17 protein-coding genes are annotated in these 20,042 nt (G+C 70.8%); 13 read left to right on the top strand and 4 right to left on the bottom strand.

The window, feature by feature from the left end; all coding sequences use genetic code 11:
- The 6 genes from ADK54_RS22235 to galE all read left to right on the top strand — a co-directional run.
- Positions 1-308: sugar phosphate nucleotidyltransferase (locus ADK54_RS22235; protein ID WP_324610191.1), on the top strand; the 308-nt coding region annotated here is incomplete at its 5' end.
- A gap of 171 nt (positions 309-479) precedes the next feature.
- Complete coding sequence (gene rplU, locus ADK54_RS22240) at positions 480-800, top strand: 50S ribosomal protein L21 (protein ID WP_015033583.1); 321 nt, start codon at positions 480-482, stop codon at positions 798-800.
- Positions 801-814: 14 nt separating this feature from the next.
- On the top strand, positions 815-1,069 hold the full coding sequence (rpmA, locus tag ADK54_RS22245; RefSeq protein ID WP_053727440.1) for a 50S ribosomal protein L27: 255 nt from the start codon (positions 815-817) through the stop codon (positions 1,067-1,069).
- A 144-nt stretch (positions 1,070-1,213) separates the two neighbouring features.
- Positions 1,214-2,653 (top strand): GTPase ObgE, encoded by a 1,440-nt coding sequence (gene obgE / locus ADK54_RS22250; RefSeq protein ID WP_053727441.1) that lies wholly within the window; start codon positions 1,214-1,216, stop codon positions 2,651-2,653.
- 463 nt (positions 2,654-3,116) lie between these two features.
- Complete coding sequence (locus ADK54_RS22255) at positions 3,117-4,748, top strand: glycosyltransferase family 2 protein (RefSeq protein ID WP_053727442.1); 1,632 nt, start codon at positions 3,117-3,119, stop codon at positions 4,746-4,748.
- Between the two features lie 16 nt (positions 4,749-4,764).
- On the top strand, positions 4,765-5,748 hold the full coding sequence (gene galE, locus ADK54_RS22260; RefSeq protein ID WP_053727443.1) for a UDP-glucose 4-epimerase GalE: 984 nt from the start codon (positions 4,765-4,767) through the stop codon (positions 5,746-5,748).
- An 85-nt stretch (positions 5,749-5,833) separates the two neighbouring features.
- Here the strand turns inward: galE and ADK54_RS22265 are convergent, their stop codons facing one another.
- The 3 genes from ADK54_RS22265 to ADK54_RS22275 are packed head-to-tail and all read right to left on the bottom strand — an operon-like array spanning position 5,834 to position 11,409.
- Positions 5,834-7,351: a DUF6056 family protein gene (locus ADK54_RS22265; RefSeq protein ID WP_159047872.1), complete on the bottom strand. Its 1,518-nt coding sequence runs from the start codon at positions 7,349-7,351 to the stop codon at positions 5,834-5,836.
- A gap of 24 nt (positions 7,352-7,375) precedes the next feature.
- Complete coding sequence (locus ADK54_RS22270; RefSeq protein WP_053727445.1) at positions 7,376-8,542, bottom strand: glycosyltransferase; 1,167 nt, start codon at positions 8,540-8,542, stop codon at positions 7,376-7,378.
- Entirely contained in the window at positions 8,539-11,409 is a 2,871-nt protein-coding gene (locus ADK54_RS22275) for a bifunctional glycosyltransferase/CDP-glycerol:glycerophosphate glycerophosphotransferase (protein ID WP_053727446.1), read from the bottom strand. The genes ADK54_RS22270 and ADK54_RS22275 overlap by 4 nt, the downstream gene beginning before the upstream one ends.
- Positions 11,410-11,631: 222 nt before the next feature.
- Here ADK54_RS22275 and ADK54_RS22280 point away from each other — a divergent pair, with 222 nt between their 5' ends.
- From ADK54_RS22280 to ADK54_RS22290, 3 genes are read left to right on the top strand one after another with little or no spacing between them, the layout of a single operon-like run.
- Entirely contained in the window at positions 11,632-12,063 is a 432-nt protein-coding gene (locus tag ADK54_RS22280) for a hypothetical protein (RefSeq protein WP_159047873.1), read from the top strand.
- A gap of 2 nt (positions 12,064-12,065) precedes the next feature.
- Entirely contained in the window at positions 12,066-13,055 is a 990-nt protein-coding gene (locus ADK54_RS22285) for a glycosyltransferase family 2 protein (protein ID WP_107090595.1), read from the top strand.
- Positions 13,055-13,483 (top strand): GtrA family protein, encoded by a 429-nt coding sequence (locus ADK54_RS22290; RefSeq protein ID WP_053727448.1) that lies wholly within the window; start codon positions 13,055-13,057, stop codon positions 13,481-13,483. Before ADK54_RS22285 ends, ADK54_RS22290 begins: the two co-directional genes overlap by 1 nt.
- A 62-nt stretch (positions 13,484-13,545) precedes the next feature.
- Here the strand turns inward: ADK54_RS22290 and ADK54_RS22295 are convergent, their stop codons facing one another.
- Positions 13,546-15,696 carry a PIG-L family deacetylase gene (locus ADK54_RS22295; protein ID WP_053727449.1) on the bottom strand — a complete coding sequence of 717 codons (2,151 nt, stop codon included), beginning with the start codon at positions 15,694-15,696 and terminating at the stop codon, positions 13,546-13,548.
- A 361-nt stretch (positions 15,697-16,057) separates the two neighbouring features.
- On the opposite strand from ADK54_RS22295, the gene proB reads away from it, so the two are divergent.
- The 4 genes from proB (at position 16,058) to ADK54_RS22315 (ending at position 19,954) form a co-directional block, all read left to right on the top strand.
- A complete protein-coding gene (gene proB, locus ADK54_RS22300) occupies positions 16,058-17,185 on the top strand; it encodes a glutamate 5-kinase (RefSeq protein WP_053727450.1) in 1,128 nt (375 codons plus the stop codon).
- Positions 17,186-17,338: 153 nt separating this feature from the next.
- Positions 17,339-17,797: a hypothetical protein gene (locus tag ADK54_RS22305; protein WP_053727451.1), complete on the top strand. Its 459-nt coding sequence runs from the start codon at positions 17,339-17,341 to the stop codon at positions 17,795-17,797.
- 74 nt (positions 17,798-17,871) lie between these two features.
- Positions 17,872-19,173, top strand: coding sequence for a glutamate-5-semialdehyde dehydrogenase (locus ADK54_RS22310; RefSeq protein WP_053727452.1), 1,302 nt, complete (start codon positions 17,872-17,874; stop codon positions 19,171-19,173).
- 79 nt (positions 19,174-19,252) lie between these two features.
- Entirely contained in the window at positions 19,253-19,954 is a 702-nt protein-coding gene (locus ADK54_RS22315; protein WP_078966543.1) for a hypothetical protein, read from the top strand.
- Positions 19,955-20,042: the final 88 nt, after the last annotated feature.

Genomic DNA, 20,042 nt, shown 5'->3' on the forward strand with positions numbered 1-20,042 from the left:
TGGTCGAGAAGCCGGAGGCGGCCGAGGCGCCCTCCAACCTCGCCGTCATCGGCCGCTACGTCCTGGACCCGGCCGTCTTCGACGTGCTGCGCACCACCGGGCCCGGCAGGGGCGGCGAGATCCAGCTGACCGACGCGCTCAACCGGCTCGACACCGTGCACGGTGTCGTCTTCAAGGGGCGCAGGTACGACACGGGGGACCGGGCGGACTACCTGCGGGCCATCGTCCGCCTCGCCAGCGAGCGGGCCGATCTGGGCCCGGACTTCCGGGCCTGGCTGCGTGGTTTCGTCGCCGAAGAGTGCGGGTAACGACCCTGGTTTGACCCGCCACGCCCGGCCCCGTAGCCTTGACCCTCGGCGTGTTTATATACGCGCCTGCCCCTGAGCACCTCACCTCCCGGGTCCGCCGGGGGAGGCCCCCTGCATTTCTGCGGGATGGCTGGCTTCAAGGGTTCCGTATCGAGCGAGAGAGAGATCCGCGTGTACGCCATCGTGCGCAGCGGTGGTCGCCAGCACAAGGTTGCTGTCGGCGACATCGTTGAGGTTGACAAGATTTCCACTGCCAAGGTTGGCGACACGGTCGAGCTCTCGACCCTGCTCGTTGTCGACGGCGACGCTGTGACCAGCGACCCGTGGGTGCTGGCCGGCATCAAGGTCACCGCCGAGGTCGTGGACCACCACAAGGGTGCCAAGATCGACATCCTTCGGTACAAGAACAAGACCGGTTACCGCCGTCGCCAGGGCCACCGCCAGCAGTACACGGCGATCAAGGTCACCGGCATCCCCGCGGCTGCGAAGTAAGGGACTGAGGAGACATGGCACACAAGAAGGGCGCATCGTCCACCCGGAACGGTCGCGACTCCAATGCTCAGCGGCTCGGTGTGAAGCGCTTCGGCGGTCAGACCGTGCTCGCCGGTGAGATCCTGGTCCGCCAGCGCGGCACCCACTTCCACCCGGGCGCGGGCGTCGGTCGCGGTGGCGACGACACCCTGTTCGCGCTGCAGGCCGGTGCGGTGCAGTTCGGCACCCACCGTGGCCGCAAGGTCGTGAACATCGTTCCGGCTGCCTGATCACTTAGGCACTCGTAGAGCGGTTTCAGCGGAGGCGGACCTCACTTCCCCCACGGGAAGCGGGTCCGCCTTTCGCGTGTTACTAGATAGACAATCCGTACTTTCCCTCAGCCTCCGGCCGGGGGCCCTCAGGAGGCACATCCCATGACCACCTTCGTGGACCGCGTCGAGCTGCACGTCGCCGCGGGTAACGGAGGCCACGGCTGCGCCTCCGTCCACCGTGAGAAGTTCAAGCCGCTCGGCGGGCCGGACGGCGGCAACGGCGGCCGTGGCGGCGACGTCACCCTGGTCGTCGACCAGTCCGTGACGACGCTTCTCGACTACCACCACTCGCCGCACCGCAAGGCCACCAACGGCCAGCCCGGCGCCGGCGACAACCGCTCCGGCAAGGACGGCCAGGACCTGATCCTGCCCGTGCCCGACGGCACCGTCGTCCTCGACAAGCAGGGCAACGTGCTCGCCGACCTGGTCGGCGAGGGCACCACCTACGTCGCGGGCCAGGGCGGCCGCGGCGGCCTCGGCAACGCGGCGCTCGCCTCCGCCCGCCGCAAGGCCCCCGGCTTCGCGCTGCTCGGCGTGCCGGGCGAGGCCGCCGACATCGTCCTGGAGCTCAAGACCGTCGCCGACGTGGCCCTGGTGGGCTACCCGAGCGCCGGAAAGTCCTCGCTGATCTCGGTCCTCTCGGCGGCCAAGCCGAAGATTGCGGACTACCCGTTCACGACCCTGGTCCCGAACCTCGGCGTGGTCACGGCCGGCTCGACCGTCTACACCATCGCGGACGTCCCCGGTCTGATCCCCGGCGCCAGCCAGGGCAAGGGCCTTGGCCTTGAGTTCCTGCGGCACGTCGAGCGCTGCTCGGTCCTCGTGCACGTCCTGGACACCGCGACCCTTGAGTCCGACCGCGACCCGGTCTCCGACCTCGACATCATCGAGGAGGAGCTCAAGCAGTACGGCGGACTCGACGACCGGCCCCGCATCGTCGTCCTCAACAAGATCGACATCCCGGACGGCCAGGACCTCGCGGACATGATCCGCCCGGAGCTGGAAGAGCGCGGCTACCAGGTCTTCGAGGCCTCGGCCGTCGCCCGTACGGGCCTGAAGGAGCTGTCCTTCGCGCTCGCCGGGATCGTCGCCGAGGCGCGCGCCGCGAAGCCCAAGGAGGAGGCGACCCGCATCGTCATCCGCCCGAAGGCCGTCGACGACACGGGCTTCACCGTCACCTTCGACGAGGCCAACGAGGTCTACCGGGTCCGTGGCGAGAAGCCGGAGCGCTGGATCCGCCAGACCGACTTCAACAACGACGAGGCCGTCGGCTACCTCGCGGACCGCCTCAACCGCCTCGGCGTCGAGGACGCCCTGATGAAGGCCGGCGCCCGCTCCGGCGACGGCGTGGCCATCGGGCCCGAGGAGAACGCGGTCGTCTTCGACTGGGAGCCGACGATGATGGCCGGCGCGGAGATGCTGGGCCGTCGTGGCGAGGACCATCGCCTTGAGGCGCCCCGTCCTGCTGCCCAGCGCCGCCGGGATCGCGATGCCGAGCGCGACGAGGCCGAGCAGGAGTTCAAGGAGTTCGGGCCCTTCTAGGCGGTGACGCTGCGACGCTGTGGCGGGGGTGCGGGGTTCGGCTGCGGGCCGGCGGGGGCTGTTTGCGCAGTTCCCCGCGCCCCTAACGCCGTCTTTTGTCCTCGGACCGTGCGTGGTTGCTCGCGCAGTTCCCCGCGCCCCTGCAGGGCACCCGGCACCTCCCGGTCGCGCCCGCGCGGCGGAAGCCGCACGATGTCACAGCCCCGCGCCCCTGTAGGGCACCCGGCACCTCCCGGTCGCGCCCGCGCGGCGGAAGCCGCACGATGTCACAGCCCCGCGTCCTTGGCGGTACTGGTGCCGACCCGCATCGGGGCATTTCAGCCTGTCATGGGGGTCCCCTGGCCCTTGAGGCCCTGGGGGAGATTGAGGACGAGCGCCCTTCAGGCGCGAGCGGGGGCTGGGGCGGAGCCCCAGGGGGTTGGGGAGCGCAACCGGCACAGGGGGCTCCCGTAGGATTCGCCGGGTGAGCCAGAGTTCTGCCACCCCCCACGGGCCTACCGGCGTCAGCGTCGTCGTCATCGCCTACAACGACGCCGAGCTGGTCGGTGACGCCGTTCGGTCGGCGCTCGCGCAGGGCTCGGCCGTCGCCGAGGTCGTGGCCGTCGACGACTGCTCCAGCGACGGCACGGCCGCCGTCCTGGACCAGCTGGCCACCACCGAGCCCCGGCTGCGCGTGGTGCGGCGTACGGAGAACAGCGGCGGGTGCGGAACGCCCCGCAACGACGGGATCGCCGCCGCCACCGCCCCGTACGTCATGTTCCTCGACAGCGACGACGTGCTGCCGCCCGGCGCCGTCGCCGCCCTCCTGGCCGCGGCCGAGGAGCACGGCACCGAGGTCACCGTGGGCCGCGCCGTGCGCCGCGAGCTGCCCGGCGGCCGCGACGTGCGCTGGCAGCCCGGCCTCTACAACGAGGCGGCCGTGCACGAGTCGCCCGAGGCCGCGCCCGAGCTCCTTCACGACACGCTCTGCGTCAACAAGCTCTACCGCCGTGACTTCCTGATGAACCGTCAACTACGGTTCCCCGACGGCAAGTTCGTGTACGAGGACTTCGTCTTCACGGCCCGCGTGTACGCCGCGGCCCCCCGCATCGCCGTCGTGCCGGAACTCGTCTACATCTGGCACGTGCGCCGCGCCGCCGCCCAGGTCTCCATCTCGCTCGCCCGCAAGGACGTCGGCAACTGGCAGGCGCGCATCGCCGCCCACACCAAGGCCGTCGAGGCGTTCCGGGCCGCCGACCGCAAGGGACTCGCGGCCGCCTGCCGCACCAAGTTCGTCGACTACGACCTGTGCCTGTACCTGCGCGAGCTGCGCGTGCGCGACGCCGGGTACCGGGCCGACTGGTGGCGGCTGACCCGCGAATACCTCGCCACCTTCGAGGCCGCCGAAGTGGCCGCGGCCGCCGCCCCGGCCCGCTGGGCCGCCAAGGTGGTGCTCGCCGCCGACGCCCCGCGCGACCTCGACCGGCTCTCCCAGCTCGCCGCCGACCCGGCCCGCCTGATCCCGCCGTACGCCACCGCCGCAGCCGGCCCGGTCTGGGCCGACGGCCTGGACGTGGTGCTGGACGGCCTGGACGCGCTGCCCGCCGACCGGCTGCCCGTCGCCGTCGACGCGACGCTGCTCGCCGGCCGGCGCGGCATCCTCAAGCTGCGCGTGCACGAGCTGTACGGACGGCTCGCCGCGAGTGGCGCCCCGGCCAGCGCCGACATCGAGTTCGTGCCCAGGGACGGCGGCGAGAGCGCCCTGACCGTCACCGCGCCACTGCGCGCCGCCGAGGGGGGCTGGAGCGGGCAGGTCCCCGTATCGCTGGCCCGGCTGGCGGCGGCGGGCGGCCGCGGCACCCAGATCTGGGACCTGAGGGTCCGCCTGAACACCGGCCCCGGCCGGGGCCCGCACACCACGCTGCGGGCCAAGGCGTCCGGGCTGCGGCGCACGGCCGTCCCCGGCAGCCGGTACGGTGTTCTGCTGGTGCAGCCGTACCGGACGTCGAGCGGATCGCTCGCGGTGCGGCTCGCGCCCGGAGTGCAGGGGGCCTTCGGGGTGGTCGGCGGGAAGCTGCGCAGACTGGCCCGGACGGTTCGATCAAGGCGACGATGAGGACGTGGACGCGCATATGACTTTTCTGATCACTGGCGGCGCCGGATACATCGGCTCCCATGTCGTGCGGGCCATGACGTCGGCGGGGGAGCGCGTGGTCGTCCTCGACGACCTCTCCAGCGGTGACGCGGCCCGTCTGCCACAGGGTGTGCCGCTGGTGGTCGGCTCCGTCCTGGACCGCGAGCTCGTGGACCGCACCCTCGCCGAGCACGCCGTCACCGGGGTCGTCCACCTCGCGGGCAAGAAGCAGGTCGGCGAGTCCGTCGAGATCCCGCTGCACTACTACCGGGAGAACGTGTTCGGCCTGACCGTGCTCCTGGAGGCGGTCGCCGCGGCGGGCGTGCGCACCTTCCTGTTCTCCTCCTCCGCCTCCGTGTACGGCATGCCGGACGTCGACCTCGTCACCGAGGACACCCCGTGCCTGCCGATGAGCCCGTACGGCGAGACCAAGCTCGCCGGTGAGTGGCTGGTCCGCGCGGCCGGAAAGGCGCACGGCATCGCCACGGGCTGCCTGCGCTACTTCAACGTGGCCGGCACCGCCACCCCCGAGCTCGCCGACACCGGCATCTTCAACCTCGTACCGATGGTGTTCGAGAAGCTGGAGGACGGTCAGCCGCCGCGCATCTTCGGCGACGACTACGAGACCCCCGACGGCACCTGCGTGCGCGACTACATCCACGTCGAGGACCTCGCCGACGCCCACCTGGCGGCCGCCCGCAAGCTCGCCGAGTCCGCGAAGGCCGGCGAGTACGGCGACCTGACCGTCAACATCGGCCGCGGCGAAGGCGTTTCGGTGCGCGAGATGGTCGACCTGATCAACGAGATCAGCGGCCGCGGCATCGCCCCCGAGGTGCACCCGCGGCGCGCGGGCGACCCGGCGCGCGTCGTCGCCTCCGCCGACCGCATCGCCGAGGACCTCGGCTGGAAGGCCCACCACGACGTGCGCTCGATGATCTCCTCGGCGTGGCAGGGCTGGCGCCACCACCGCGACGCCGTCTGAGACCCGGACGGTCAAGGCCTGGATACGTAAAAGGGGGGGGCGCCCCGGATTTCACCCGGGGCGCCCCTCCTTCGTCGTGGCTACGTCACGGCTTGTGGATGCGGTCCACGCCGTAGAACTTCGAGGTGCACTGGGCGACCCAGTCACGCTGGTAGTTCTTGGTGAAGAACGGCTCGGCGAGCGAACCGATGTACATCGGCTTGTACGCCACGTCCGTCTCGCCCTTGGCGATCTCCGAGCGGATCTTCGCGTTCTGCTTGTCCCAGGCGATGCTGCGGTACACCGTCGAGACGGCGAGCTTCTGCACCGACGGAACCAGCGCCGCCGTCGCCGACAGGGCGAACGCGCCGACCAGGACCGTCGCCACGATCGGCACCAGGCGCGGCGCGCGGCGCTCGGCGATGCGGCGCCCGGCCCAGTGGCCGAGCAGCACGCCGTACCCGCACAGCGCGATCACCAGCGGGATCATGAAGTTCATCCAGGTGCGCGCGTACGTCCAGCCCGTCGGGCCGTAGCCGCTGCGCAGCGCGTACGCCACGAGCAGCGTGCACAGCGCCATCAGCGGGACCGGCAGCACGAAGATGACGCGCAGCATCGCGGCCGGCGGGCGCGCGGCGGCGGACTCGCGGCGCGGCGCGAGCAGGGCCACGGCGAGGCCGAGGAGCAGACCGGCGGCGATGGCACCCAGGTAGATCCACTGGTGCAGGATCGTGTCCCAGATGTGGAAGTAGTCCTTGAACACGTCGCCGACGCTCATCTTCGTCGGCGGCGTCTGCGCCCGGCGCCAGCGGGCGCCCGGCGAGGTGTACAGGAAGGTGAGGCCGATCACGGCCGCCGCGCAGTACACCGCGGACCAGGTGAACGGGTACCAGCTCCTGGCGACCTTCAGGCGCGGCAGGCACACCAGCGCGGCCGTGCCGACCAGCACACAGCTGACCACCGTGAACGGCTCGCTCAGCGTGCCGATAGCGAAGCCCACCACGGCGGTCAGGACCAGCGCGCTGTTGCGCAGCGCCTTGCGGCCGGTGCGGAACGCCCAGATGCCGAACAGGAGCGCCCACAGGGCGATGATGAACGGCATCGTGTGCGAGATCGTCGCCGGGGTCCACAGGAGCACCTGGTAGGAGCGGGTGCCCGCGAAGAACAGCAGCGTCTCCAGGACCATAGCCACGGCGACCAGCAGCAGCAGCGGGGCCCGGGTGCCGAACGCCCGCAGGATCTCGCGGCCGATCAGCACCAGGCCGATGCCCATGGTGACCACCAGGATCACCGGAAGGATCTTGATGCCGGCCAGGCCGTCCGAGTAGATGATCCCGCTCAGGAAGGCGTTGGTGACCCGCCCGTTCTGGGTGTTGTAGAAGTCGGAGGTGATGCCGAAGACACCCATGTCCCGGGACTTCCAGGCGGCGCACCAGTCGTCGGAGGTGGGCCGCACGTACAGGCCCAGGAACGAGCCGACGGCCAGGAGTATGCCGGTGGCGGCGGTGATGGTCCCCGCGGTCCACAGCAGGGCTCTGCGCGCCCCCGACCGCTCGGGGCGGTCCGCGGCGCTCCGCGCCGCAGCGGCGCTGTCGTCGGCGGCCACAGTGGTCGATGAGTTCATGATTCCAGGGGGTCTCGGGGGCGGTCAGCGCTGGAGCAGATCGAAGAGCGACTCCCAGCGCCGGACGATCTCCTCGGTCCGGTAGCGCTGGATGTTCTCGCGGGCCGCCTCGCCGAGACGGTCGCGCAGCTCCTGGTCGGCCAGGAGGCTGCTGAGGCGGCGCGCGAAGACGTGCGTGTTGCCGGGCGGTGCGAGCAGGCCGTCCTCGCCGTCCCGGATGATCTCGTGGATGCCGGGGGCGACATCGAAGGCGACGCACGGCACGGCCGTCGCCATCGACTCCATCAGCGACAGCGGGAAGCCCTCGCCGCGCGAGGCGAGCGTGAAGACCGAGCCGTCGCGCAGCGCGCCCGCCGGGTCGTCGGTGCGGCCCATCCACTCCACCGAGCCGTCCAGGCCCAGCTCGGTGCACTGGCGGCGCAGCGCCTCCTCGTCGGAGCCGGAGCCGTAGATCCGCAGCGTCCAATCAGGGTGCACCGGAGCCACCTCGGACCAGGCGTCCAGGAGCAGGTCGGTGCCCTTCTCCTCGTGCAGCCGGCCGATGCTGACCACGTGCTTCTCGGTGCGGGGCGAGGGCACCTCGGGGAAGAACGGCAGCGGGTTGGGCATGAAGCCCACGTTGTCCAGGCGCTGCAGCGCCCACAGGTCGGCGTCCTCGCGGGTCAGCGCGAGCATCCGGTCGACGTCCTTGTAGAACCGCTTGACCCGGTTGAAGCGCGAGGACTTGCGGCACGTCTCGTACGACTCGTGGGTCATGCCGATGACGGTCACGTTCGAGGTGTCGGCGAGCGCCACCCACTCCATCGCCCACACCTGAGTGACGATGACGATCGCGCCGGGCCGGGCCTGCCGGAACAGCCGGGTCAGCTTCGCGGCCTGCGCGTGCATGCCGGCCGCGCGGGCGGCCCGGCGGCGGTGCTCGACGACGTTCAGCTTGCCCTTGATGCCGCGCGCGCTGCCCACCGACGGCGGATGCGCGTCGTACAGCGTGGTCGTCGCGTACGGCAGGTCGTCGTCCAGCTCGTGCGGGACCGACGGCGGGGTGATGCCGATGACGTGGACCTTGTTGCCGCGCTCCACGAAAAGCCGGGCCATCTGGTGAGACCAGGTGGTCACGCCGCCCAGCTCGTTGACGGCGTTGGAGACGAGGAAGATGTCACGGCCGCCGTCCGTGGCGGTCACTTCAGTCACTTACCGCTCCCGGGAGTGAAGAACTTGGCAACGATCTGCTGGGCCGCGGTGCCCTTGTCGTACTCGCCGAACTCGGTGGCGAACCGCTCGCGGGCCCCCGCGTAGTCGGCGTCCGCCGCCTTGAGGCCGTCCACCGTCGCGAACAGCTCGCTCTCGGTGGCAACGACCGGCCCGGGCGCCTTGTCGCGCAGATCGAAATAGGTGCCACGGGTTTCGTCCGCGTACTCCTCGTAGTCGTACGCGAAGAAGATCATGGGACGGTCGAGCAGAGCATAGTCGAACATCAGGGACGAATAGTCGGTGATCAGACCGTCCGCCAGGGCGAGCAGCGGCGTGATGTCGTGGCCCTGCGAGACGTCGATGACCTTGCCGCGCACCGAGGGCGGAAGGACCACCTGGTTCAGGTAGTGCGAGCGGATCAGGAGGGTGTAGCGGTCGCCGAAGCGGTCCGCGAACTCCTCGACGTCAAAGGGCAGTTCGAACTTCTTGACCGCTCCGGACTCCGAGGCGCGGAACGTCGGCGCGTAGAGCAGCACCTTCTTGTCCGCGGCGATGCCGAGCTGCTCGGCGATCGGGCCGCGGACCCGCTCGCCGCTCTCGGCCTCCTGCTCGCGCGCCGCGACGAGCGCGTCGTTGCGCGGGTAGCCGGTGCGAAGGAGCACCTCGTCGCGCAGCCGGAAGCCGCTCGCCAGGGTGCGCACATCGTGCTCGGAGCGGATCAGGAAGTGGTCGAAGCGGTCCAGGACCTTCTGGTGGGTGGCCTGGCCTGCCCGGTTGAGCAGCTTCATCTGCGGCACGTCGAAGCCCATCCGCTTGAGCGCGCTGCCGTGCCACGTCTGGATGTAGGTGGTGCCGGGCCGCTTGGTCAGCTTCATCGGGAAGCCCTGGTTGTCGATCCAGAACTCGGCCTGCGCCAGCGCCCGCAGATACGGGTAGCTCCACCGCTTGACCAGCGTGGCGTCCTTGGGGAAGCCGGTCGGCTTGGCGCCGTCGTAGGACCACACCGCGTCGAACTGCACGCCCTGGCGGCGCATCTCGTCGTAGATCGCCTTCGGGCTGTCGCTGAACTGCTTGCCCATGTGGCTCTCGAAGACCACCAGACCCTTGCGGATCGGCAGCTTGGAGAACGCCTCGTGGTAGACGCGGATCTTGGTGTCGCCCGAGTTGAGGTCCTTCTTGGCCTTACGGGCCTTGCGCAGGCCCTTCTTGGCCAGCGAGGCGGCCTTGCTCTGCAGGGCCTCGCCGATCAGCTCCTGGGTGCGGACGGTGGCCTGGCCCTCGGCGGTCAGCAGGTACGACAGGTTGCCCTTCGCGGAGATCTCCGGCACAAGCCGGTCGGCGACCAGGCGGGTCAGGCGCGGCCGGATGCGCAGCGGACGCGCCGACTCCAGCTCGATGCGGCCCGCACCCAGGCGGGTCGGCACCTTCTCGCCGTCGACGTCCAGGTTGACCCACACGTCCCAGACCACGTCGATGATGCCGAGCGGCCGCAGCTTGCGGGCGAGATCGGCCTCGGCCGTCCAGTCGAGCGTCTGGCCCGCGTGCTTCAGCGAGGCCAGCGGGAACTTGAAGGACTGCAGACTGGTGCGCCGGGCCCGGAACTCCAGGGTGCCGCTCAGCTTGGCCCCGGGACGGATCCGGCCCAGCGGATTGACGACCGAGCCGCCGAGCCGCACCTTGCCGCGCCCGTCGTCGGCGTACGAGGTCAGCCGGTTGCCCAGCGCCAGCTGGGTCAGCGGGCGGGTGTGGTAGCCGAGCCCGGTCACGTCCAGGAACTTGGCGCCGTCAGCGGTGTCCAGGTGCTCGCCGCACCAGTAGATCCGGCCGTCCCGCTCGATCAGCGGCGACGTCACCGTGTTGCGGCGGATCAGCGCGTCCACGGCGGGCAGCAGATTGTCCCAGTCGCCCTGCTGGAGCAGGTAGGAGCAGATCGCCTGGATCGGCAGGACGCTGTCGTACGCCTCGGGGGAGAGGTCCGCCAGGTACTCGCGGGACAGCTCGGCGAACTCCGCGCGGTACTCCTCGTCACGGTGCGGCAGGTCACGCAGGTGCAGGACCAAGTCGTGCTTGAGGAACTTGACGTCCTTGGCGAGCCGCAGCCCGTGCAGGTCGTTGTGCTCCAGGAGCGCCTCGATCCGGCGGTGGATCTCCAGACGGTGCTCGTAGTTGGTCATCTCGTGGCGCCGGTTGGTGACCGACTTCACGGCCGCCTTCTCGTGCACGTTCCAGAAATAGACCTGGTTGGGGATGAGGGTGATGCGGTTCGCGGCGAGGTAGGCCTCGGCGATGAACATCAGGTCCTCGTAGAACATGCCCTTGGGGAAGCGCAGGTCGTTGTCGACGAGGAACTCGCGGCGGTAGCACTTGTTCGTGGAGAGGGTGTCCCACACGAACAGGTCGGGGAGCTCGGTGATCGACTCCAGGGTGCGCGTGGTCCGGTACAGCCACGGGTACCACTCGGTGCGCTTCGTGGTGCGGGTGCCCTGCGTGAGGCGTACACAGAGGCCGGAAACGATGTCTGCCTGCGTCTGTTCCGCGGCCTCCAGAAGGTTCCGGCAGGCGTTGTGCTCCAGCACGTCGTCGCTGTCCAGGAACATGATGTAGCGGCCCGTGGCATGGCCGATGCCCACGTTGCGGGGCTCGCCGCCGGCGCCGCTGTTCTCGGGCAACTGGAAAGCGCGGATGCGGCCCGGGTGAGAAGCTTCCAGTGCCTGGGCGAGCTCGAAGGAACCGTCGGTGCTGCAGTCGTCGACGATCAGGACCTCGACGCTGTTCAACGTCTGGTCCAAGACCGATTGGACAGCCGTCGGCAGGCGATCTGCGTCGTTGTAAACGATGACGATCACGGAGACGTCAGGCACTGGCACCTCAATCCACTTGTTCTACTCGCAGGCGCTTCAACGCTACCTGGTATTCCTACCGTGCTCTGCAGCCGCCCGGTCCCGCCCGGCCGCCCGGCAAAAGGGACATCGTCAGGCCCGCCGGGGTTTGTCACCCGAATGTGTGGCGCGAAGGCAACCGTCGCTAGCCCACACCCCTCTATAGGGAGAAGCGGTGGACAACCGAGCCGAGCGCACGAGGGAGCCAGGGTGCCGAAGATCTCGCCCCGCTCCTCCGACCCCGGTCCTGCTGACGCCGAGTGCCGGCCCGGTCACCGTCGCGTGCCCGTGACGTTCCGCTCCGCCGACGCCGAGGACATCGCCCGCACGCCCCCGGACCGCTTCGCTCGTGGGACACTCGACAGGGCGGCCGACGCCGCGCGGGCCACCGGCCCGGCCCGGGGCACGGCCGCCGGCCACTCGATCCGGGCCGCCTCCCGCCCGGGCACCACCGGCACCTTCGGCGGGCCGATCGCCGTCAGGGCGGCCGGGAGCGGCTCCCGCGTCACCTGCTCGTACCATACTCCCGGGCTGACGTCCGGACCGGTGGTGAGCGGTCCGGCACTCGCCACCCTGCTCGCTGTCGCCATCGGTGGGGCGCTCCGCACCCGCACCTGCCGCTCCTCTACTGGAAAGCACTGATGATGAAGCTGTCGGTCGTCGTCCCCTGTTACAACGAAGAAGCGGTCATCGACCAATTCGACGCCAAGACCCGCAGCGTGCTCGACACCCTCGCGATCGAGTACGAGATCTGTTACGTGGACGACGGCAGCCGCGACAAGACGCTCGTGCACCTGCGGGCACTGGCCGACAAGTACCCGGACGCCACCCGCTACGTCTCCTTCAGCCGCAACTTCGGCAAGGAGGCCGGCATGCTGGCCGGGCTCCGCGAGGCCACCGGCGACGCCGTGGTCATCATGGACGCCGACCTCCAGCACCCGCCGGAGCTCATCGAGCGGATGCTCGACCTCCACCAGCTGGGCCACGACCAGATCATCGCCCGCCGCACCCGCGAAGGCGACAAGAAGGTCCGCTCCGCCCTGAGCCGCCTCTACTACCGCGCGGTCAACAAGTGGGTCGACGTCGAGCTCACCGACGGCGTCGGCGACTTCCGCATGCTGTCGCGGCCCGCCGTGGACGCACTGCTCTCGCTCGGCGAGTACAACCGCTTCTCCAAGGGCCTGTTCTCCTGGATCGGCTTCGACACCGTCACGTTCGACTACCAGAACGCGCAGCGCGAGGCCGGCGAGACCAAGTGGAAGTTCGGCTCGCTCCTGAACTACGGCATGGACGGCCTGATCTCCTTCAACAACCGTCCGCTGCGCCTCGCGATCTGGCTAGGCGTGATCCTCGCCGGCATCGGCGCGGCCTACGCCCTGTGGATCACCGTCGCCGCCATCGCGTACGGCGTGAGCACCCCCGGTTACGTCACCCTCGTCGCGATCATCGTCGGCCTCGGCGGCGTGCAGATGGTGATGCTGGGCCTGATCGGCGAGTACATCGGCCGCATCTACTACGAGACCAAGCGCCGCCCGCACTTCCTGGTCAAGGAGTCGCACGGCTTCCCCGGCAAGCCCGAGGGCGTCGAGCGGCGCGAGCCGTACCGCAACGACCAGCAGCGCAAGGTGGTCTGATGCCCAGTCAGCTCGGCCAGGTCATCCGCTTCGGCTTCGTCGGCGGCGTCAACACCTGCACCTTCTACGCCTTCTACTGGCCGCTGCTGCACCTCGCGCACCTGCCGTACTTCGTGGCGTACACCATCGCCTTCCTGCTCAGCATGGTCGGCTCGTTCTTCCTGAACACCTACTTCACCTACCGCACCAAGCCGACCTGGAAGAAGTTCCTGCTCTTCCCGCTCACCAACGTCACCAACTTCGTGGTGCAGAGCGCCGGCCTGTTCGCCCTCGTGCACTGGGTCGGGATGAACAAGACCATCGCCCCGCTGGTCGCCGCCGTGGTGGCCATCCCGTTCACCTATGTGCTGTCCCGCAAGATCCTGGTGTCGGGGCACCAGGAGGCGGGCGAGCCCGAGGCGGCCGCACCGAAGATCCCGGTGAAGTAGCGGCGCCGCGAGAACAACGAAAGGGGGCGGACACCACAGGTGTCCGCCCCCTCCGTCATCTCCTAGACGCGGCTGCCCGCGCTCTCCGTCGCCGCAGGCGCCCACTCACCGAACCGGGCCCCCGGCCTGGTCTGGCGGGACGCGTACAGCTGGCCGTCCGTGCCGAGCACCGCGAGCACGGCCCGGCCCGAGGAATCCTGCGCCGCGCCCGGTATGCCCACGAACTGCACGCCCGGGCTCTCCCAGGCCGGCTGCGCCGACTCGTCCGAGGACGGCACGACCCGGCCGCCGTCGTCCCGGACCGCCAGGACCAGCGCGCCGCCGTTCCCGCCGAGCCGGAACGCGGCGACCCGTCCGTAGCCGCCCGCCGGGGTGCGCCGCGCCACCTTCCACGCGGCCCCCGGACCGCCCGGCGAGGCGACGGCCACCTGGGCGGTGCCCGCCTGGCGGTAGACGGCCGAAGCGCCGCCCTTGCCGTCCGCGACCAGGCTCACCGCACTGCCCGCCGGCGTCACACCCGTCGGCGGCGACAGCTTCGGCAGCTCGCCGGGCGCCGGGGACACCCAGTGCAGCACCGTCTTGGCGACCGGGGCCGCCACATGGATCCGGCCCGACGGGTCGACCAGCGCGTCGATCCCCTCCACCACCAGCGGATGCGGAGGCTGCTTGCCCGGCGGGTGGTCCAGGAGCTGCCACGGCCCCCAGTCCTTGCCGCCCCGGCCGCTGCGCATCGCGACATCACCCGCCCAGTTCCGCGCCAGGACGTGCACCGTGCCGTCCGGGGCGAGCGCGGTCGCCGGATAGCCCGTCTCCAGCGACTTGTCGGGATTCGCGTCCGGCGTGCCGAGCGAGCTCCACGCGCCGAACTTGGGCACCCCGTCGGCGCCCACACCGCTCTGCAGGACGCACACCAGCTCCTTGTGGTGCTTGTTGCCCTTGAACGGCAGGACCGTACGCGTCGCGAACAGCTGCAGCGTCCCGTCGGCGTGGCGCACGACCTCCACCTGCGGGTCGAGGGGCGAACCCGCGCTGCCCACCACATCGAACGGCCCCACCCACGGGCCCTGGCCGGCCGCCCGCTCCACCCAGCAGCGCACCGCGCCGTTCAGCACCGCGAACGCCGCGAGCCGGCCGTCCTTCAACGGCGCCAGCCAGCGCGACGTGCCCGGGGCGCGGGTGCGGGTGCCGCGCGCCCAGCCGGCGCCGCCCGCCTTCAGACCGTTCGGGCCCACCTTGAGGTCGCCGCAGCCCGACGGGTCACCGCAGTCGCGGTGGTCGACCCAGCCGTACGCGTTCAGGAGCTGGGCGGTGCGCCGGGTGGTCGCCGCGTCCAGGGACGGCGGCGTGTAGTTCGTCGGATAGCCGAAATAGTTGGTCACCGACGCGGCACGGCCCTTGCCCGCACCCCAGTAACGCTCCATCGCGGCCTGCATGAAACGGGCCGAGGCGGTGTGGTCCTGATGGTCCAGATAGCTGAGCCCGCGCAGTATCGTCGGCGCGCTCATCATCGCCACCGTCTCGCGCGGGGCGTGCAGAGGAGTGGGATCCAGAGTCCGTATCACCGTCGGATTCACCCGCGCGATCGCCGCCACCAGCGCGTCGGTGAGCTGGTCGCGCGTGTAGGCGCGGGGCATCCGCACCGAACTCCCCGTGCCCGGCAGCGTCGGCAACTGCTCGATCGCGCCCAGCCACAGACCCCGCATGCTCACCGGACGCGGCACGCTCACATAGCGCGCCTCGCACAGCCCCATGTAGATCAACTGGACGTGCGGAGCGGCCTGCAGATAGTGCAGCTCGGAGCGGAACCCCGGCAGCAGCTCCACCGGCTCCACCGACCACGGGCTGTTGTCGTCACCCGTCGCCATCAGCGCGTGGGCGGCGCGCAGCCCGTTTATCCGAGCCCGCGCGAAACCCGGCCGGTCCGTGGGCAACGACTTGAACTGCGGGGTCTTGGGCGCCGCGTTGCGGCCGTCCGACTCGCCGCTCGTCATGCACACCGTCACCGAGAGCGCGCCGCTGCGGATCGACTGCTCCAGGTCCGGGTTCATGAAGTAGATGCCGTCGTCCGCGTGCGCGATCACGTGCAGATACGACTGCTCCGACGCGGCCGACGCGGGCTTCCCCGTCGTCGTCCCGGCGGACGAGCCCTGCGTGCCCGAACCGCCCTGCGGTGCCAGCCACTGCCATCCCCCGTAGGCAAGAGGCGCCGCCACAAGCCCGCCACCGGCGACTTGCAACAGACGTCTACGAGACGGCGACGACGGCATCCGGCACGCTCCTAGTTGCATCCATGTGAGCCGAGTCCCGCCCTGCGCCCACCGTGGAGTTTGTTCGACTGGTCATCAGAAGGGAGGGCGAAGCGGCTGCGGAGGTTTCACTTCAGACGCTAAATTTGCCCCGCCGGTATGAAACAGCAAGGTACGGACGTGTGCGCTTCAGCACCCCATCGGGCCATGACTTCCCCAGTTTTCGTACTTTGTCGAACTTAAAGGTTCTCCGTGCGGTCACGTTGAGACTGTCCGCCGATTGGAACTTCCAAGCGCCGAGCGCCCGTCCTGACATAGATTTCACCGTGTGACAGTGGCAAGGCAGCAGGTGGCACAGGCCCGCAGAATCGTAGTCAAAATCGGATCCTCCTCGCTCACCACCGCCTCCGGCGGCCTCGACGCGGACCGGGTCGACGCGCTCGTCGACGTGCTCGCCAAGGCGCGCAGCGGCGGCGAGAAGGAGATCGTCCTCGTCTCCTCCGGCGCCATCGCCGCAGGACTCGCCCCACTCGGACTGCGCCGCCGGCCCAAGGACCTCGCCCGACAGCAGGCCGCCGCCAGCGTCGGCCAGGGCCTCCTCGTCGCCCGCTACACCGCCTCCTTCGCCCGCTACGGCGTACGCGTCGGACAGGTCCTGCTCACCACCGACGACACCAGCCGCCGCGCCCACTACCGCAACGCCTACCGCACCCTCGACCAGCTCCTCGCCATGGGCGCGCTCCCCGTCGTCAACGAGAACGACACCGTCGCCACCGACGAGATCCGCTTCGGCGACAACGACCGCCTCGCCGCCCTCGTCGCCCACCTGGTCCGCGCCGACCTCCTCGTCCTGCTCTCCGACGTCGACGGCCTCTACGACGGCGACCCGTCGAAACCCGGCACCTCCCGCATAGACGAAGTCCGCAGCCAGGCCGACATCGCGCACGTCCAGATCGGCAGCGCGGGCAAGGCCGGCGTCGGCACCGGCGGCATGGTCACCAAGGTCGAGGCCGCCCGCATCGCCGCCGCCGCCGGCATCCCCGTCGTCCTCACCTCCGCCAGCCAGGCCGCCGACGCGCTCGCCGGACGCGCCACCGGAACCCACTTCCACCGCACCGGCCGCCGCTCCGCCGACCGCCTCCTGTGGCTCGCCCACGCCTCCACCCCGCAGGGCGCCCTCGTCCTCGACGACGGAGCCGTACGCGCCATCGTCGAAGGCCACAAATCCCTGCTGCCCGCCGGAATCGCCGCCGTCGAGGGCGAGTTCGCCGCCGGCGACCCCGTCGAACTGCGCGACCCCCAGGGCCGGGCGATCGCCCGCGGCCTCGTCAACTTCGACGCCAAGGAAATCCCCCAGCTCCTCGGCCGCTCCACCCACGACCTCGCCAAGGAACTCGGCCCCGGCTACGAGCGCGAAGTCGTACACAGGGACGATCTGGTCGTCCTGCACCCCTGAAACGGCTGAAAGTCCAGCCATAAGACAGACACCTTCAGGAAAACCGCCCCGCGCCCGGCCTCGGGCTGGTCAACTTTGAAGCGGGGGTACACGCGGACCGGCAACCCGCGCAGTACCGCACCGCATCGCACACAGCAGCACAGGAGGCCGCCGGTGAGACGAGCGCGCCCCGGGGCGGCGCCCCGAGGGACGACGGCTGAGCGGACCCTGACCAGTGTGGGGACGGGGGCCGACGTCGAACGGAGAGAGGTACCCGAACAGCCGGGGGACACCCCCAGGCTGTGGCACATCACGCTCAGCGTCTCGGGAGCCGAGACCCCGCTGAAAGAGGTCCGCCGCGGCCTCGAACAGCTCGCCCACGACCACCCCTTCCTGCTGACCAGCCGCTACGCCAACGACCACGCCGAGATCCGCTACTGGGAAGAGGCCCGCGACCTGCACGACGCGGCCGCCGTGGCCCTGCGCCTGTGGGGCGAACACCGCTCCACGGCCAAACTGCCGCCCTGGGAGATCGTCGGCCTCGAAGTCATCGACCGCGGCACCTACCACCAGCGACTCGCCGAGGGATACGGGCCGCCACCGGCCGCACCCGTAGGCGTCCACCCTTTCTGACCCCGCTCCCCGGCACCGTCTCGGGGAGTGGAATACGGTCAGAACGACCTCCCGGCGCGCATTAGTCTGCGGACATGGCTTCGCACACCACGCCCTCCCCGGCCGCTCCCTCCGACGGCATCTCCCCGGTCACCCGGACCGCCCAGCGGGCCCGCGCCGCGGCCGCCGAGATCGCGCCACTTCCGCGCGCCGTCAAGGACGAGGCACTGCTCGCCATCGCGGACGCCCTGGAAGCGCGCAGCGCCGAGATCGTCGAGGCCAACGCCGTCGACGTCGCCAAGGCCCGCGAGGCCGGCACCAGCGAGACCGTCATCGACCGGCTCACCCTGAACCCCGAGCGGATCCGCGCCATCGCCTCCGACGTGCGCGACGTGGCGGCCCTGCCCGACCCCGTCGGCGAAGTCGTCCGCGGCTCCACCCTGCCCAACGGCATCGACCTGCGGCAGATCCGCGTCCCGCTCGGCGTCGTCGGCATCATCTACGAGGCCCGGCCCAACGTGACCGTGGACGCGGCCGCCCTCTGCCTCAAGTCCGGCAACGCGGTCCTGCTGCGCGGCTCGTCCTCCGCGTACGCCTCCAACACCGCGCTCGTGGGCGTCCTGCGCGACGCCGTGCAAGGCGCGGGCCTGCCCGCCGACGCCGTCCAGCTCGTACCCGGCCAAACCCGAGAATCCGTACGGGAGTTGATGCGAGCCCGGGGCCTCGTGGACGTCCTCATCCCGCGCGGCGGCGCCTCCCTGATCCGCACCGTCGTCGAGGAATCCACCGTCCCCGTCATCGAAACCGGCACCGGCAACTGCCACGTCTACGTCGACGCCCAGGCCGACCTCGACATGGCCGTCGACATCCTGATCAACTCCAAGGCGCAACGCCCCTCGGTCTGCAACTCCGCCGAGACCCTCCTCGTCCACCAGGACATCGCGGCCGCCTTCCTGCCGCGCGCCCTGGACGCGCTCGCCGACGCCGGAGTCACCGTGCACGCCGACGAGCGGGTGCGGGCCCACGCCGGAGCCTCCAAGGCCACCGTCGTCGCGGCCACCGAGGAGGACTGGGAGACCGAGTACCTCTCGTACGACATCGCCGCCGCCGTCGTCGACTCCCTGGACGCCGCCGTCGCCCACATCCGGCGGTGGACCTCCGGCCACACCGAGGCCATCGTCACCACCTCCCAGGCCGCGGCCCGCCGCTTCACCCAGCTCGTCGACTCCACGACCGTCGCCGTCAACGCCTCCACCCGGTTCACCGACGGCGGCCAGTTCGGCTTCGGCGCGGAAATCGGCATCTCCACCCAGAAGCTGCACGCCCGCGGCCCCATGGGACTGCCCGAGCTGACCTCGACGAAGTACATCGTGACCGGCGACGGTCACATCCGGTAAGCGACCGTAACTCCCGCTCCGGGACGGCGAGTTCGGCCACTCACTGCCCAAAACGACCGCCCGGGGCTACCCTGAACGGGTGCCGGACGACGTAGGGGGCGGGCCGTTTCCGGACGGCCGGGAGCCCGACGACGACCGCGGGGGCGCGGACGATGACTTCGCCTCCGTGGTGTTCGACGAGGACTTCGTACGCGCCGCCGAGATCCACGAACCCAGTGCCGTAGAGCGACTGCTCGCCGCCGCCCAGGCCCGCGCCGAGGCGGAGGCGGCCCGCGCCCGCGCAGGCGCCGGAGCCCCCGACGACGAGCCCTACGACGACGGCTACGCCCCCTACCGCCCCGGCCGCGACCCGGACGACCTCGGCGGCCCCGGCCTGTCCGGCGGCGCCGAAGCGGGCCCCTACGGCCGCCACGGCGGCGTCCTGCGCCCCTACCGGGGCCGAGCCCGCTGGCACCGCCCCATCGCCTGGCTCCTCGCCGTGATCATGGGCATAGGCATGGTCGCCCTGGCCTTCTCCGCCGTCTACCGGGGCGCCACCTCCGACCACGAGGACAAGGCACCACCCCCCGCCACCAGCAACGTCGACAACCCGACGAACGCGGCCGGGCAGGTGGTGGGCCCGGCCCCCGGCGCCCCCGCTGCCTCCTCCAACGCCGGAGGCCTGGGCCGGGGCGTGGGCGCGGGACCCGGCACAGACGCCCTACCCGTCCCCGCGGTCTCCGCCTCGGCCTCGGCCGACTTCGACGCCCCGGCCGTTTCGGCTGTACCTCGGGTGCCTTAGTTCGGCTGTACCTCGCGTGCCTTGGGGGGGCGGTTTCTGCGGGGCATCTGGGGGGTGGGGCCCCTCCCCCCCCCGCCCACCCTCCCCT

The organism is Streptomyces sp. WM6378, assembly GCF_001279695.1.
Lineage (GTDB): Bacteria > Actinomycetota > Actinomycetes > Streptomycetales > Streptomycetaceae > Streptomyces.

Coding starts and splice junctions, on each gene's coding strand:
- rpmA (WP_053727440.1), top strand. CDS start 815: ATGGCACACAAGAAGGGCGCATCGTCCACCCGGAACGGTCGCGACTCC.
- obgE (WP_053727441.1), top strand. CDS start 1,214: ATGACCACCTTCGTGGACCGCGTCGAGCTGCACGTCGCCGCGGGTAAC.
- galE (WP_053727443.1), top strand. CDS start 4,765: ATGACTTTTCTGATCACTGGCGGCGCCGGATACATCGGCTCCCATGTC.
- ADK54_RS22265 (WP_159047872.1), bottom strand. CDS start 7,351: ATGAACTCATCGACCACTGTGGCCGCCGACGACAGCGCCGCTGCGGCG.
- ADK54_RS22285 (WP_107090595.1), top strand. CDS start 12,066: ATGAAGCTGTCGGTCGTCGTCCCCTGTTACAACGAAGAAGCGGTCATC.
- ADK54_RS22290 (WP_053727448.1), top strand. CDS start 13,055: ATGCCCAGTCAGCTCGGCCAGGTCATCCGCTTCGGCTTCGTCGGCGGC.
- ADK54_RS22310 (WP_053727452.1), top strand. CDS start 17,872: ATGGCTTCGCACACCACGCCCTCCCCGGCCGCTCCCTCCGACGGCATC.